This is a genomic window from Sulfolobus acidocaldarius DSM 639 (genome assembly GCF_000012285.1).
Taxonomy (GTDB): Archaea; Thermoproteota; Thermoprotei_A; order Sulfolobales; family Sulfolobaceae; genus Sulfolobus; species Sulfolobus acidocaldarius.
Genome location: NC_007181.1, coordinates 256,392 through 271,104, shown reverse-complemented (window position 1 = coordinate 271,104; position 14,713 = coordinate 256,392). Strand labels below are relative to the sequence as shown.

The window sequence follows — 14,713 nt, the reverse complement described above, 5'->3', positions numbered from 1 at the left end:
TTTTATATCTCGTTGTTACCCATATCTAAATGCTACTCCGAGACCATATCTTGGATACTTCCAGGAAATATTATCGAATGGACATGCTATTCTACAGGCTCCGCACTCAACACAGTTCTCATAGGATACTACTATTCTATTGTTGTCTACCCATGAGTACACATTTGCTGGGCAAACAACGATACATGGTTCAGGTACTCCATTAATTTCAGCACACTTTTGACACTTATTGGGCTCAATTATTGATAAGTGTGGTTTTTCGTCTCTCTTATATCTTAAAGTATATAACCTTTCCTCAATTCTCATGCTTTTAACACCCCCATACCTAACATTAAGTGTTTAATAAGTCTGGGCATATCTAAATTAAGGGAAAGGGAACCATAAGCCCATGAATGAAGTGCATCCCCCAGGAAGTTTACATAATAGTTCAAGTTCTCTTCCTTAGTTAACTCTTGTATCAGAGGTCTAGCCTTTACAACTCCTTTAATCTCCTTGTCTTTCATAAGCTCTTCTTCGTACTTGAAACACTCATATCCCTCTAGAGCCGCTTTACCTGCTATAGATCCAGAAATAACTGCCGGTCCTATGCCATTGAATGTTAATGCGTTAATTAAACCTATGGAGTCACCTGCGAGGTATATTTTACCAGAACAGGCTCTATATGAAGGGAATCCCTGTTCTGGTATGACTTTTGCAGAATACTCCCTAAGAGACCCGCCTTTAACAAGTTCATTAATTCCTAGTCTCTCTTTAAGTTCATCCAATACTGTGTAAGGAGAGATCTTCTTCTTTATTAGTATAGACATTGGAATACCTACACCTATTGCAATAGCGTCCTTGTATGTGTAAAGGAATCCAGCATAAGGAACTGGGTTAGTGCCAAATATTCTCCAGCTGGAACCCTCTTCATCGCTCTTAAATCCTAACCTCTTATTTATTTCGTCCTTATTCAAATTGTATACTTCCTTTACAGCTTGAACTGAATGTTCAGGCTCTAGATCAGGTCTAATTTTCATTCCCATGGAAATTAACGCATTAACTCCTTCAGCTAAAACAACCTTGCTTCCACTAATACTTCCCCTGTCAGTAACTACTTTGTACTTTTCACCATCTTTTTCTACACCCAAAGCAGTGGTCTTAGTCACTAAAACTGCACCAGCTTTCTCAGCTTGTTGAGCCATCCATTTATCGAGCTTAAGTCTACCTACGTTTATTAGACCTGATGATATATCTACACTGATTCTCACTTTCCCTGTAGAGTCCATGAATATTAAATCAACATTTTTCACTTTTCTCTCAAATGGCATTGATGATGTATCAAATACTTTTGCGATTTCCTCTGTCCTTATCATCGCTCCGGAGACATTTTTTGATCCTGGTTCAGGTCCCTTTTCCAGGAGAAGTACTTTAGCTCCTCCTTTTGCTGCAGTAAGAGCAGCAGCTGATCCTGCTGGTCCTGCTCCTATAACTATAACATCAAACTCCACTTTTCACTCCCCCTTCTTTTTAATTAACTCCATCATTTTTGGAACAATCTCAAATATATCTCCTACTACTCCGAAGTCACAGTTGTCAAATATTGGGGCAGACTGGTCAAGATTGATAGCACCGATCTTCCTTGAAGATAAAATACCCACTAAGTGCTGTACAGCGCCTGAAACGCCTAGTGCAATATAAACTTTCGGTCTTATAGTAGTTCCTGTTTGACCTATTTGCCTATCCTTTGGATACCAACCCATGTCGGCTAATGGTTTAGACACACCTAGAACACCACCTAACGCTGTAGCAAACTCTTCAAACTTCTTTATGTTCTCTGGACTCTTTATACCTCTACCTACACCTACAACTATATCAGCCTCAGTCAATATATTCCTTTTCTCTATGTTTTTATATTCTAGAACTTTTAACCTACTGTACAAATCTTCTATTTCCTCCTTTATTAATTCTCCTGTCCTTCCAGGCATTCTGGGTAATGGCATAAATACACCGGCTCTGGTAGTGACCATCACTGGTCTGTGTCTTGGACACACTATAGTGGACATTTCCTTTCCTCCGAAGTCAGGTCTAGTTGCCAATAACACTCCCTTATCATCAACATCAAAATTCGTACAATCAGCAATCAATCCAGTATCAATCTCTATTGCTGACGTGGATGCCAATTCCCTAGCAGCTCTAGTACCAGGGAAGAATATTCCCTCTGGCTTATACTTCTTAGCTAACTTTGCTAGAGCCTTAGTGTAAACCTCATTATCATATCTGTCATATCCCTTTGTCTCGGCAAAATATACCTTATCAGCTCCGTATTCATAAACTTCGTTAATTATACCCTTTACGCTCTCTCCACCTATAACTACTCCTGCAACTGAGGTATCCATTAAGTCTGCTATCCTCCTGGCTTCGCTCAAAATTTCTAGAGATGCCTTGTTAATCCTATCACCAATATGGTCTATGTAAACCCAAATCTCAGAATTCACCTTGACCTTAGCCTTTGGCTTAACGTATTCTTTAAGAGAACTTTCAGCCTCCTTGAGGGACTCATATATCTTGTTTAAGAACCACTCAGCTGCCTTCTCAGGATCTTTCTTACCGTCTATGATTTCAGGCTTTCTCGTCTTTGGTGGTGGGCTTACTTTTATGACCTTAGTGGGAGAACCTGCAAGACCAATTTTTGTTGGTTCAGCCTTAATATCGTCTTTATTCCATACTGTTACCTTAGCAGTCTTAGCCTTTATTAGAGAGAGTATATCAGGTTGTCTTGGCTTATTTGCTGTCTCTAAAATTGTGAATACGGCTGGTAATGGAACCTCAATAACTTCCTCCTCAAATTCTGTTGTCCTCACTACAACTGCTTTACCATTTTCTATACTTCTTATCTCTCTAACATAAGCTACAACTGGAATTCCTAACCATTTACCTGTTTGTGGACCTACTTGCTCCGTTTCTCCATCTACAGCTCTTCTACCAAAAAGGATTATATCAGCCCCTCCTAGTCTCTGAACTGCTTTAGCCACAGTATAAGATGTAGCCCATGTATCAGCACCAGCCATCGCTCTGTCACTTATTAGGTAAGCTTCATCAATTCCCATGGCTAGTGCTTCTCTAAGAGCTACCTCTGCCTGTCCTGGTCCCATAGTCAAGACCATAGTCTTTCCGCCAAACCTTTCCTTCAGTCTAATTGCCTCCTCTATTGCATGGTAGTCTGGTGGGTTTATTACGGCTGGTACACCTTCTCTGACTAGGTTATTTGTTACTGGATCTATTCTGAGGTCATCAGCGTCTGGAACTTGCTTTATACTAACGACAATTTTAAGCTCTGCCAAATCTCTTCGAGATATAAACAGTCTCCATATTTTTAAAGTTTAGTAATATGGTATAGTGATAAATAAACAAGAATAAACATTATCTATCACGGATTAAAATGACAAACAGTATCATAATAAAATTGTAGTATGACTATATGATTTCAGATATACGTATTGGGTCTACCGAATTTTTGTGAGTTCTTTAAATACACATCTCTGGGATCAGCTAACTCCAAGGCTATTCTGTATGCCCTACTATTTTGACCAAATCTCTCCTCTATTATTTCCAGGTCTATTCTCCTAACCTCTCTTTCATCAGCTATACCAATGAGGTGAAGATATTCATGCAACAGTATGACATATAGATACTCATATTCGTAGCCAGAAGACCTAGCTCTAGTGTATTGTTGAAGGTTTACATATATAGTGTAATCTCCGTCCCTCACATATCCTAAAATTTGTGGCGGTAAATATTCTACAAATCTAACTGTAACTTCTTCAGGCGTTTGTTTACCTAATCTTCTTTTAATCTCATCACGTATCTCATTAAGTACCACATCAGCTAATATTGTTAAGGGTGGCATCTTAGGTCATTAAATATAATTTTCTCGCCAATCCTAATAAGCTATGATATTCGTGCAATCCAGTTTCAGATTTATATTCTTTAGCTACGAAAAGATATCGTATGCTTATATCACCAGAGGAACTAAATGAGAGGTTAAAACAAGAAGACGTATTTAATTTTATAGGAATAAGATTCGAAAAAGTTGAGAATGGTTACTCCCTCCTCAAATTCGATTTTGACAAGAGACTTACTAGACTAGGAGGAATGTTACACGGTGGTATAATGTTTTCAGCTATGGACTATGCAGGAAGTATGGCAGTGCTTTCGTTGAGTGAAGTTAAAGATGAAGTCACTGCAGAGCTCAAAGTCAATTTCCTCAAACCGATGAACAAAGGTCCATTTACAGTTGAGGCTAAAGTAGTAAATAAGGGAAACAAATTGGTCACTGTCCAAATTTACGCTTACGACGGAGATAAAGAGCTCTGTGCTGTGGGTCTAGGGACATGGTCTATTTATAGATTCTGAAACTCAAGTATCCTCTTTGCTATCTTATAATGCACATAGTCTACCAGTTTATCATCAAGCCTTATTGCCCCCCTTCCCTCTCTCTTTGCATTATCATAAGCCTCAATAACCCTCCTAGCCCATTCTATCTCTTCTGCAGTTGGGGAGAACACCTGGTTAGCTATTTCAACTTGTGTGGGGTGAATTACCTGTTTGCCCACAAAACCCAGTTTTTTTGCCTCCTCGCATTCTCTCCTGAAACCGTCTACGTTCTTTAGATCGAAATACACCTTATCTATGGGGTCGACATCGTAAGCCTTAGCAGTGGTCACAACATAAGTTTTAACAAACTCATTTTTCTCGTAAAAGTTATAATCTCCCCCTACTGAGAGGGATAAATCTGCTATACCGTAGCTTACGCCTACAACTCCCTCAGATCTAACTATATCCTCTACTCTTATCAAACCCTTTCCTGTCTCTATCAAGGGAATTAAATCTTTTCCTGTAGCTTTGTGCAGGAATGATAAGTCACCCTCTGCTTTAGGAACAACTATGCAAGAGATCTTGTCTATCCTAGAAATGGTGACAATGTCCCTATATGCGTCCACTAGTTGAAGCGAATTCATCCTAACACATAACTCCCTCTTTCCCCATTCCAGTTCATTGATCAGCTTTACCAGTAACTCTCTAGCCTTTTCTTTATCCTCTGGTGGCACTGCGTCCTCAAGATCAAATACTATAGAGTCAGCCTTGAGCTCAATGGATTTTCTTATCATCTTTTCAGATATTGAAGGCACATATAACTGAGATCTTCTAATCATATTCATAATAACCACTGATAGTGTTAAAAACTTTATAATTTAAAGGAGACATTAAAGATACAGCTTACAGACGGAATTTATCATCGACTGAGAGAGATCAATCAGAAATTATTATAGGAGTTATCTTCGTTTTCCTCATTTTCTGAGTCTTTTTTCTCGATGTACTTCATGAAGAAGTAAATAGATAAGATCCAGACTGTTGCAATAACAATAAGAACACTTCCTATGGCATACTGTCCTACTACATCCAGAGCTATACCTAGCCCTTCTAAAAAGATAACACCAGCTAGTCCAAATAGCAATTGATCAAAGTCTTCTCTCACGTGTATCTATGTGTCTTTTAAGTTAAAAAATAATTTTTTGTAAACATCATAAGAGAAAATATCTAACATGTTTAAAGTAGTATTATTTTCACTTACCTTGAGGTGACAAAGGACTCTCATTACTCCTTGAGGGATCTTAGAGAACTAGGAGGTTCAAAATTGTTCTAGGGAGCCCTTAAGATTCCATAAATCGTTAGAATATTTTTTCTGATATAGCTCTAGTGATAGTTGAACTTCTTCAGGAGTTAGGCTTCCTATAAAAGTTTCATCCCCTAACTCTTTCGAAAAACCTTTAACTAAGCTGTCAATTATTTTCTCTATTTTTACGTCCATGAACTCATATAAGCCTGCTATCCTACTTCTGAGCATTTCGTGGTCATATCCTGGCGCATTAATAACCCTTAGCCAAACCTCAGGTTCAAATCTGAGCAGAAGTGTACCGTGTTGTAGAAGTGCCTTATCGTTCCTAACCTGAGCTGATCCAGAGATCTTCTTCCCTCCTAAGATTACGTCGCTGGATCCTCTTCTCAAGTAGCAGAGATCGTGTTTCTCCTTATCTCCAAAATCCTTTACCTTAGCACTAGAACCTATTATTTGTAGAGCATCAATTATACCTTTGGCTATGGACGATGCAGATTCATCCACAGGGATTTTAGCTAATTGGTTATCCAGTGATAATACAACACTATAGGTTATCTCGTCATTTTCAGGATGTAAAAGTGCTCCGCCTCCTGTAGGTCTTCTCACTAGCTTAAACCCTAACCTCTTTATTTCTTCTATCTTTACTGCTCTTAGAGCGTCTTGTGATCTCCCTATACTAACACCTGAAGGAGACCACATGTAAATTCTCAGTGTATCATATTTTACATATGGTCTGAGACCCATTATGGCTTCGTCAATTGCCATATTATAATGCGGATCCCTAGGACCATCTATTATTATTCTTAACATTTGCCATCGCCCTCAAATATGCCTCTTTTGCCCTGTAGGAAGTTCTAGCGTGAGGTAGTGCAACGACATATGAAAAACCTAAAGAATAAGCTATTTTTTCAAGTTCCTTGTACTCTTCCATGTTATAACGTTTCTTAACTTCCAGTTGTTTAATGCTAGGTCTCATGTACTGGGAAAGGACTAAAATATCTACACCGACATTTCTCAAATCCTTCATGGTTTCAACTACTTCCTCTAAGCTCTCCCCAAGACCTAAAAGAATAGAGGATTTTTTGACAACGTTCTTAGCATAACTAAGTACTCTTAAACTTTGTTCGTATGATGCTCTTGCGTCTCTCACTAATGGAGTCAGGCTTCTTACCGTTTCCACGTTGTGTGCAAATACGTCTACGCCAGACCCTATTACTTTCTCCACTAGTTCTTTATTCCCCATAAAATCTGGTGTAAGGACCTCAACTATGACGTCAGGATTCATCTCTTTCACGGCTTTAACAACTTGAGAAAAATGAGAAGCTCCCCCATCTGCTAAATCATCCCTGTCAACACTGGTTATGACAACATAGTCTAAACCCATTTCCCTTACTGCCTCTGCTACTTTTATTGGCTCCTCATGGTCTAGTAGGACTGGTTTACCCTTTTTTACATAACAAAACCTACAACCTCTTGTGCAGATATCTCCCATTATCATGAACGTAGCAGTTCCTGATCCCCAACACTCCATGATATTTGGACATAGAGCTTCCTCGCATACAGTGGATATCCCTTTCTCAGACACTATCCTGCTAAGTTTCTTGAAGTTCTCATTAATCCTTACTACCACTTCGCTTTTCATCTCAGCTCACTTCTACTAACGCTAATATGGACCCCGGTCCTACTTTATCTCCCTGGTTGACTAACACCTTCAGAACCCTTCCCTTAACTTGGGATAAAATTTTCAGTACCACTTTTTCAATCTCCACTTCAGCAACTAGGTCGTCGAAATCTACATAACTCCCCTCTCTTACATAAACCGACACTACTTCTCCGTCCCAATCCCTCCTCCTTGGCCAAATATCCTCTGGTACCTTAATCTCGTACTGCACATGATATATAAAGCATAGTTAAAATTAAAACTTAAATGAAATTACGCGTTCTGATAAGTGAGTATCCTAACGATCCTTATTTAAATGTAGCCATAGATGAGGCTCTATTCGCCTATAACAGTATAGTACTGAGACTGTGGAGAAATAGTACCAGTGTAGTTTTGGGAGTACTATCGAGGGTTAAGGATGAAGTGAATATTGAGGTAACTAATCAGTTGGGAATTCCCGTAATTCGTAGGATCACGGGAGGAGGGACAGTTTATCATGACATGGGGAATTTTAACTACACAGTAATTCTTGAAAATAAAGATGTGAAAGTTAAGGGTATAGATTTCCTTTACGGGTTCCTTTTAAAGGGTACAATAAATGCTTTAGAGCGTATAATAGGGGATAGGGTAGAGACTTACAATCAAACTGATATTGCTTACAAGCACTATAAGATTTCAGGAAATGCTGGTTACATATCTAATAACAAGTATCTACTTCACGGAACTCTGCTGATAAACTCAGACCTTGATTTACTACACAAAACTCTGATTATACCGCCCAAGAGTCTGAGAAATAAGGGGATAAACATGATCAAGTACAGGGTTAACAATCTATCATATCTTCTTGGAAGGGATATACAACTAGATTTAATCATTTCATCGTTTACAAAGGCTTTTGAGGAAATTTTAAGTGTAGACAGTTATGTAGACGAGATAACTAAGAATGAGTTAGAACTGGCATCTATGTTAGTAAGAGACAGATATGCAAATCCTAACTATATATTTAAGATTTAATAAATATATTTAAGTCACTTTTTATAGTACGATTTTAATAACGCGAGAGAATAAAAATATTTTTAAAGATTGAATTTATATATACACTAATATAAGTAAAATTTATATTACTCAATTAAATATTTATAATGGTATGTCCGTATCCTGGGCTCTTCCTTTTGAACAAAAAATAATACCCAAAAAGGGTGCAAGTAAACTAGTAGATATAAATACTTACAAAGAGATTCACAGTCAAACAGTTAAGGAGTATAGAAATTTCTGGGCATCAGTGGCTTCTGAACTGGAATGGTTTAAACCATGGGAGAAGGTCCTAGATGACTCTAATCCTCCATTCTATAAGTGGTTTGTAGGTGGGGAGATTAACGCCTCATACCTAGCTGTAGATAGACATGCTAAAAGTTGGAGAAAGAACAAGGTTGCTATTTTATGGGAAGGAGAACCAGTGGATGAAAGGGGAAATCCTAAAGAAGTGAGGAAGCTAACTTATCACGATCTTTATAAAGAAGTTAATAGGGTAGCCTATCTCCTTAAAGAGAAATACAAGCTGAAGAAGGGTGACACTATTGCCATTTACCTACCCATGATTCCTGAGCTACCTATATTCATGCTAGCAGCTGCCAGACTGGGTGTTGTGTTTACAGTGGTCTTTTCAGGATTTAGCGCTGATGCACTTGCAAACAGGATAAATGATGCTGAGGCAAAGCTTGTTGTAACAGCCGATGGAGGGTGGAGAAGGGGCAAGATAGTAGAGTTGAAGCAAATTGTCGATAAAGCTCTAGAAAAGACACCTACAGTAAAAGATGTTATAGTGGTTAGGAGAACAGGACACAAGGTAAACATGATGGAAGGAAGAGATAAGTATTTTGATGAAGTGATAAAGGATATACCGCAGAATGTTTATGTAGAGCCTGAAAGGCTAAAGTCAGAAGATCCGTTATACATACTTTACACCTCAGGTACTACAGGAAAGCCTAAGGGGATAGTCCATGATATTGGAGGCTACGAGACTCTGCTTCACGCTACCATGAGGTGGGTGTTTGATATAAGGGATGACGATATTTACTGGTGTACCGCAGATATTGGATGGGTCACTGGTCACTCTTACATAGTATTTGGTCCTCTAACAGAGGGTGCAACAACCGTAATGTACGAAGGAGCGCTAGACTATCCACAACCTGATAGGTGGGTCTCGATAATTGAACGCCACAGTGTAACAATACTATACACTTCCCCAACTGCAATTAGGACTTTCATGAAATTTGGAGAAGAATGGGTAAAGAAGCACGATACAAGTACTGTAAGGCTGATTCACTCTGTTGGAGAACCAATAAATCCAGAGGCGCAGGATTGGATGTGGAAATTAGTTGGAAGAGAGGAAATACCATTCGGTTCTACATGGTGGATGACAGAAACCGGAGGAATAATGATAAGCCACTTGCCGGGTCTCTATCTAATTCCAATGAAACCTGGAACTAATGGAATGCCAATAATGGGTGTTGAAGCTGATGTAGTAAATGACGATGGGAAACCCTCTAATTTAGAGGACAGGGGATATCTAGTCATAAAGAACCCGTGGCCAGGAATGCCATTAACAATATACAAGGATCCTGAGAGATACGTTAAAGTGTACTGGAGCAAATTCCCAGGTATGTTTTATGCAGGCGATTATGCAGTGAAGGATAGGGATGGGTACTTCTGGATACTAGGCAGAGCAGATGAAGTCATAAAAGTGTCTGGTCACAGATTAGGTACCTATGAGTTAGAGTCAGCGTTAATTGAACACCCTGCAGTAGCAGAGGCTGCAGTAGTCGGCGTACCTGATCCTGTAAAGGGAGAAGTACCCTATGCGTTCGTGGTGCTCAGATCTGGACAAACTCCCAGCCAACAGTTAACCCAGGAGATTTTGAAGACTGTAAGAGAAAAAGTTGGTCCGATTGCTGTGGTAGACAAAGTGTTCTTTGTTAGTAAATTACCAAAGACCAGAAGTGGGAAAATAATGAGAAGAGTAGTAAAAGCAGTAGTAACTAAGGCAGAAGTAGGAGATATAACAACGTTAGAGGACGAAGCGTCAGTTGACGAAGTTAAGAAGGCTTATGAAGAGTTTAAAGCTGAAGTAGGAAAATCAAGTTAAATATCTTCTGATATGTAATTTAAAGTATTTTTCTCCTTATCTCTTTTTTACCCTTTTATTTTATGTGATATTTTTGCATCCAATTGAGTTTTAGGGAAGGATAATGTAAATCATAAGTTGAAAATTTTTAAAATATCGGTATCCTAACTAATAACATGAACTTTTATTGCATTAATAATGTAAGTTTATAACTTTTAGATTGATATACTTAATTATGGGATTACCTCAGGTATTTGCACCATTTAAGAGAGATCCCACATTTTACCCATCTCCTAAAATGGCTATCAACTCACCTCCTGAGGATCTGGCTTATGTCGCATGTCTCTACGTAGGAACAAAGATCAATAGACCAGATTATATAGCGGTTGTAGATGTTAACCCAAAATCTGAAACCTATACGAAAGTAGTAGCTAAGGTTGAGCTTCCATACACTGGAGATGAACTGCACCACTTCGGCTGGAACGCGTGTAGCTCCTCACTCTGTCCAAATGGGAGACCAAATGTTGAGAGAAGGTTTCTAGTGGTTCCAGGATTACGTTCTTCAAGAATTTACATAATAGACACAAAACTAGATCCTAGAAAACCAAATATCGTTAAAGTTATACAACCAGAGGAGATAAAGAAAGTCACTGGTTACTCAAGGCTTCATACGGTTCATTGTGGACCTGATGCTATATATATCAGCGCACTGGGTAACGAAGTCGGTGAAGAACCTGGAGGAATATTAATGCTTGACCACTATAGTTTCGAACCCTTAGGAAAATGGGAAATTTACAGGGAGGATCAAAAGCTATCATATGACTTCTGGTGGAATCTTCCCAATGAGATTATGGTGACTAGTGAATGGGCTACCCCAACGACGATCGAAAATGGTCTAAATCCTGAACATTTGAAGGAGAAATACGGCAACAGAATTCATTTTTGGGATTTAAGGAAGAGAAAGAAGATTTCGAGCATAACTCTGGGAGAGGAAAACAGGATGGCTTTAGAACTCCGACCCTTACATGACCCTACTAAATTGATGGGATTTATCAATCTAGTAGTTAGCCTTAAAGATCTCAGCAGTTCCATATGGCTCTGGTTTTTCGAAGACGGAAAATGGCAGGCTCAAAAGGTCATCGATATACCAGCAGAGCCTGCAGAGGGTAATTTACCTGATATACTTAAACCTTTTAAGGCAGTCCCTCCTCTAGTAACCGATATTGACCTTAGTCTAGATGATAAGTTTCTATATGTTAGTCTATGGGGCACAGGGGAACTGAGGCAGTACGACGTAAGTAACCCATTTAAGCCCGTTCTCACAGGTAAAGTGAAGTTAGGGGGAATCCTGTACAGAGCTGATCACCCCTCAGGTAATAAACTTACAGGAGCCCCTCAGATGGTGGAAATAAGTAGAGATGGTAGAAGGATTTACGTTACTAACTCGCTTTACAGTTCTTGGGACAATCAATTTTACCCTGAGGGAGTCAAAGGATGGCTAGTCAAACTAAATGCGAACCCCGAGGGAGGACTTGATATAGATAAGGAATTTTTCGTGGATTTTGGAGAGGCTAGAGCACATCAGACGAGGTTAAGAGGAGGAGATGCTTCCTCAGATTCTTATTGTTATCCTTAGTCTAATTGAAGGTCTAGATCCTTACAAGGGATTGCTTTTTTCATATTACTTTTACAGTTTCAAGAAAGTCAAGGAGTCCTTCGTAGTTCCTCTTCTCTCTACTCTTTCCTACTATTCCTTAGGTATACTTGTAGTGTTTTTCACATTTTCTAGTCTTCAAAGTTCCAATTCAACCAAAGTCATAGTGATATTTCTCGTCATAATTCACATTTTGATGAAGATGTTTTTAGGAAAGTTGCTCCATTACACAGGAAGTATGAGAGTATCAGTTTATAACTTGGTTAAATCCACATTTCTGAACTCCATCCTGCAGATGAATGTTATCCTTTTGATAATTTTGGCGATAATAGTGAATACATTATTCGTATTCCTTCCTGTGGGAGTATTTATAGTGAGAGAAGTCACTTACTTTATCGTGCTAAAGAAAAACAATGTACTAGTACTTTTAACTAAGTTCAACTTTGACTATATTTATTCTGTAACACTGTTGATCTTAGCGTTAGCTGTGTTACTTCAGAGTTGAGGGTGATGGGAAGGAAAAGGGCAAGTTTGTATCCTTCTTCCTGTAGTAATTTTATCCAAATCGCTCTCTCCGTGTATATTCAATTATAAAATATAACTAATTATTTTTATTTTATGACATTGTTTATAATATGATGTAAAATGTTATTCCTCTTGTGGTTCAAAGTTAAGCAACCTGAAAGTATAGACCAAAAGAAGCTCATGGAAATTTGGACTAAAGAAGCAGAGGCTGCGCTTTCAGCCGTGAAGGGTGGGAAAATTAAGGGCTTATATAAGGTAAGTGGTAAAAGAGAAGTTGTAGCTATCCTAGATGTTAGCTCCCATGAGGAATTAGATGAGATACTGGAAACTCTACCAATTACAAGGGAGTTAGGTCATTCAGTGAATGTTGACGTCTTCCCAATACATCCTTATGATAACTTCTACGAGTTAATGAAAAAGCTAACCAAATAACCTTTGTTTTTAAGATACTAATTTTCTTTTTAGCCAATCATGTAACTCATGGAAATCTTTTACTACTAAATCAGGTTGATAACCTAACGGATCTATTGGCTGGTTAAATCTATTCACGTAAATTGCACCCATGCCGGCATTTTTAGCTCCTATCACATCAAATGGATTTGATGAGACCAGATAAGCATTAGGAGTTACACTCTTCATGAAGTGTTTGTAAACTAACGGAGAAGGCTTGTATACTTTTACCTCCTCAGCACTAACTACTCCTTTAAAGAACTTTAGTAATCCATTATGTTCAAGGTGCATTGAAACTTCCTTCATCGAACCATTGCTTAAGGCATAGATATCGACTATTTCAGACATGTCTTGTAAGTACTTAGCGTCTGAGTGTGATCGTAAATTATTCCACTTGTTTAACTCCTCATTAAACTTTTCCATTTCACCCCTACTTGTTAACGTACTTTGTAACGCCAGTTTAGTTATCTCTTCAAAGGTGGCAAATTTACCTAAAATAGTGAGTAACCATGTATATTCAAGTTGCTTCCTTCTAAATTCCTGAATAATTGATGAGAGATCGAGAATTGTCCCGAAAACATCAAAGGCAAGAACGAAATTTAACCTCTTCATACTTTCTTACTGTTTTTCCTTATATTTAATTGTTTATAAAATAATAATAATCTGAAACTGCTATAATAACCTTACCATGAACTCAGTTACTACAAATCTAAGTACCTCATTTAGTTAGGTCTCCTGCATATTGTCATTATATTTTTCCATCTACCGTGGTGAAAAATAAACATTTTCACACATAACATTTATAAGTTAACAAGAACATAGTTGATAAGATTGAAATAAAAATGTATTATTAATATTTTATGTGTATTAGTTATTATTCCATTTATTTGCTCGTTATCCCCTTTACCTAAAAAATTATCATTATAAATGTTCACAAAAGTATCTACTTAAACACACACCAGTTATATTCTGATAATGTATAATATAACTTGGTGATTAAAATGGCATTATTCATAGATCCATTAACAAGTCAACTTATAGTTCTAGCCTCTTCATTTTTAGTTTTAGCTTATGGATTTATAAAGACGTATTTCACTGTCCACAGCTCAATTCAAGAATATCGTGAATCCTTAAGATCTCTTTACATGCCATTACTTGTAATGGGGTCATTTATGGCTATAACGGGATTATATGGTTTATTGGTCTGGCCATTGCCTGGAAGTTATAATATACTATTTTATGATCTTTACCCAATACTTGGTTTAGGCTTAATGGGTATAGCCTTTAGTTTAAAGAACAATTACAAATTAGAGTTATTCGGATTTTTGGCTCTAATACTAGGCTTAGTTACCATATATTACGGCGTTCAGGGCTACTTCAAAGGTTTAACCACTGAACCTATAGCACTGTTGGGTCTTTACACATTAGTAGGTTTAGCTTCGTTCTTCTTCTACCCAGTGTCCATATTTGTAGATAACGCATCAAAAGGGAAAATATTCTTGATCATCGACTCTGTATTCCTAATACTTAGTGCCTTATTAGCAGGATATATAGCATTGGAGGCAGTCCCAGCACATCTAAGTGGTTTCGCCCATTGGACGCCTTTCCTTTAAGTTATTTTTTCTTTTTTCCCTTTTTAAACTA

At 38.0% G+C, this 14,713-nt stretch carries 17 protein-coding genes; 7 read left to right on the top strand and 10 right to left on the bottom strand.

From position 1 onward, the window contains the following. Positions 1–15: 15 nt before the first annotated feature. The 4 genes from SACI_RS01550 to SACI_RS01535 form a co-directional block, all read right to left on the bottom strand. Positions 16–306 (bottom strand): ferredoxin family protein, encoded by a 291-nt coding sequence (locus SACI_RS01550; protein WP_011277235.1) that lies wholly within the window; start codon positions 304–306, stop codon positions 16–18. After that, positions 303–1,487 (bottom strand): NAD(P)/FAD-dependent oxidoreductase, encoded by a 1,185-nt coding sequence (locus tag SACI_RS01545; RefSeq protein WP_011277234.1) that lies wholly within the window; start codon positions 1,485–1,487, stop codon positions 303–305. Before SACI_RS01545 ends, SACI_RS01550 begins: the two co-directional genes overlap by 4 nt. Positions 1,488–1,490: 3 nt before the next feature. Continuing rightward, positions 1,491–3,320 carry an FAD-binding protein gene (locus SACI_RS01540; protein WP_011277233.1) on the bottom strand — a complete coding sequence of 610 codons (1,830 nt, stop codon included), beginning with the start codon at positions 3,318–3,320 and terminating at the stop codon, positions 1,491–1,493. Between the two features lie 143 nt (positions 3,321–3,463). Continuing rightward, positions 3,464–3,886, bottom strand: coding sequence for a hypothetical protein (locus tag SACI_RS01535; protein WP_011277232.1), 423 nt, complete (start codon positions 3,884–3,886; stop codon positions 3,464–3,466). 101 nt (positions 3,887–3,987) lie between these two features. Between SACI_RS01535 and SACI_RS01530 the strand changes: the two genes are divergently transcribed. After that, positions 3,988–4,392, top strand: a complete 405-nt coding sequence (locus SACI_RS01530) for a PaaI family thioesterase (RefSeq protein WP_011277231.1) — start codon at positions 3,988–3,990, stop codon at positions 4,390–4,392. Here the strand turns inward: SACI_RS01530 and SACI_RS01525 are convergent. The 5 genes from SACI_RS01525 to SACI_RS01505 all read right to left on the bottom strand — a co-directional run bounded on the left by SACI_RS01525 (position 4,380) and on the right by SACI_RS01505 (position 7,548). Further along, positions 4,380–5,192 (bottom strand): HpcH/HpaI aldolase/citrate lyase family protein, encoded by an 813-nt coding sequence (locus SACI_RS01525; protein WP_011277230.1) that lies wholly within the window; start codon positions 5,190–5,192, stop codon positions 4,380–4,382. The genes SACI_RS01530 and SACI_RS01525 overlap by 13 nt on opposite strands. Positions 5,193–5,293: 101 nt before the next feature. Then, the gene (locus SACI_RS01520; RefSeq protein WP_011277229.1) at positions 5,294–5,515 is read right to left on the bottom strand and encodes a hypothetical protein; all 222 of its coding nucleotides are present in this window, start codon (positions 5,513–5,515) and stop codon (positions 5,294–5,296) included. A gap of 153 nt (positions 5,516–5,668) precedes the next feature. Then, positions 5,669–6,466 (bottom strand): lipoate--protein ligase family protein, encoded by a 798-nt coding sequence (locus tag SACI_RS01515; protein WP_011277228.1) that lies wholly within the window; start codon positions 6,464–6,466, stop codon positions 5,669–5,671. Beyond that, on the bottom strand, positions 6,438–7,298 hold the full coding sequence (gene lipA / locus SACI_RS01510; protein ID WP_011277227.1) for a lipoyl synthase: 861 nt from the start codon (positions 7,296–7,298) through the stop codon (positions 6,438–6,440). Before lipA ends, SACI_RS01515 begins: the two co-directional genes overlap by 29 nt. 1 nt (position 7,299) lies before the next feature. After that, positions 7,300–7,548 (bottom strand): lipoyl domain-containing protein, encoded by a 249-nt coding sequence (locus SACI_RS01505; protein ID WP_011277226.1) that lies wholly within the window; start codon positions 7,546–7,548, stop codon positions 7,300–7,302. Positions 7,549–7,583: 35 nt separating this feature from the next. On the opposite strand from SACI_RS01505, the gene SACI_RS01500 reads away from it, so the two are divergent. The 5 genes from SACI_RS01500 (at position 7,584) to SACI_RS01480 (ending at position 13,051) form a co-directional block, all read left to right on the top strand. Beyond that, entirely contained in the window at positions 7,584–8,330 is a 747-nt protein-coding gene (locus SACI_RS01500) for a lipoate--protein ligase family protein (RefSeq protein WP_011277225.1), read from the top strand. 133 nt (positions 8,331–8,463) lie between these two features. Next, positions 8,464–10,461, top strand: a complete 1,998-nt coding sequence (gene acs, locus SACI_RS01495) for an acetate--CoA ligase (RefSeq protein ID WP_011277224.1) — start codon at positions 8,464–8,466, stop codon at positions 10,459–10,461. 214 nt (positions 10,462–10,675) lie between these two features. Beyond that, complete coding sequence (locus SACI_RS01490) at positions 10,676–12,076, top strand: selenium-binding family protein (RefSeq protein WP_011277223.1); 1,401 nt, start codon at positions 10,676–10,678, stop codon at positions 12,074–12,076. Continuing rightward, positions 12,045–12,599 (top strand): hypothetical protein, encoded by a 555-nt coding sequence (locus SACI_RS01485; RefSeq protein WP_011277222.1) that lies wholly within the window; start codon positions 12,045–12,047, stop codon positions 12,597–12,599. Before SACI_RS01490 ends, SACI_RS01485 begins: the two co-directional genes overlap by 32 nt. Positions 12,600–12,739: 140 nt before the next feature. Further along, positions 12,740–13,051, top strand: coding sequence for a muconolactone Delta-isomerase (locus tag SACI_RS01480; RefSeq protein WP_011277221.1), 312 nt, complete (start codon positions 12,740–12,742; stop codon positions 13,049–13,051). 9 nt (positions 13,052–13,060) lie between these two features. Here SACI_RS01480 and SACI_RS01475 read toward each other — a convergent pair whose 3' ends face one another. Then, positions 13,061–13,681 (bottom strand): haloacid dehalogenase type II, encoded by a 621-nt coding sequence (locus SACI_RS01475; protein WP_011277220.1) that lies wholly within the window; start codon positions 13,679–13,681, stop codon positions 13,061–13,063. Between the two features lie 389 nt (positions 13,682–14,070). On the opposite strand from SACI_RS01475, the gene SACI_RS01470 reads away from it, so the two are divergent. After that, the gene (locus tag SACI_RS01470) at positions 14,071–14,682 is read left to right on the top strand and encodes a DUF981 family protein (protein WP_011277219.1); all 612 of its coding nucleotides are present in this window, start codon (positions 14,071–14,073) and stop codon (positions 14,680–14,682) included. The last annotated feature ends 31 nt before the right edge of the window (positions 14,683–14,713 follow it).

What these genes read in the sequence shown, in the direction of transcription:
- SACI_RS01550 (WP_011277235.1), bottom strand. Translation starts at nt 306, where the DNA reads ATGAGAATTGAGGAAAGGTTATATACTTTAAGATATAAGAGAGACGAA.
- SACI_RS01535 (WP_011277232.1), bottom strand. Translation starts at nt 3,886, where the DNA reads ATGCCACCCTTAACAATATTAGCTGATGTGGTACTTAATGAGATACGT.
- SACI_RS01530 (WP_011277231.1), top strand. Translation starts at nt 3,988, where the DNA reads ATGCTTATATCACCAGAGGAACTAAATGAGAGGTTAAAACAAGAAGAC.
- SACI_RS01525 (WP_011277230.1), bottom strand. Translation starts at nt 5,192, where the DNA reads ATGATTAGAAGATCTCAGTTATATGTGCCTTCAATATCTGAAAAGATG.
- SACI_RS01515 (WP_011277228.1), bottom strand. Translation starts at nt 6,466, where the DNA reads ATGTTAAGAATAATAATAGATGGTCCTAGGGATCCGCATTATAATATG.
- lipA (WP_011277227.1), bottom strand. Translation starts at nt 7,298, where the DNA reads ATGAAAAGCGAAGTGGTAGTAAGGATTAATGAGAACTTCAAGAAACTT.
- SACI_RS01500 (WP_011277225.1), top strand. Translation starts at nt 7,584, where the DNA reads ATGAAATTACGCGTTCTGATAAGTGAGTATCCTAACGATCCTTATTTA.
- acs (WP_011277224.1), top strand. Translation starts at nt 8,464, where the DNA reads ATGTCCGTATCCTGGGCTCTTCCTTTTGAACAAAAAATAATACCCAAA.
- SACI_RS01490 (WP_011277223.1), top strand. Translation starts at nt 10,676, where the DNA reads ATGGGATTACCTCAGGTATTTGCACCATTTAAGAGAGATCCCACATTT.
- SACI_RS01485 (WP_011277222.1), top strand. Translation starts at nt 12,045, where the DNA reads ATGCTTCCTCAGATTCTTATTGTTATCCTTAGTCTAATTGAAGGTCTA.
- SACI_RS01480 (WP_011277221.1), top strand. Translation starts at nt 12,740, where the DNA reads ATGTTATTCCTCTTGTGGTTCAAAGTTAAGCAACCTGAAAGTATAGAC.
- SACI_RS01475 (WP_011277220.1), bottom strand. Translation starts at nt 13,681, where the DNA reads ATGAAGAGGTTAAATTTCGTTCTTGCCTTTGATGTTTTCGGGACAATT.
- SACI_RS01470 (WP_011277219.1), top strand. Translation starts at nt 14,071, where the DNA reads ATGGCATTATTCATAGATCCATTAACAAGTCAACTTATAGTTCTAGCC.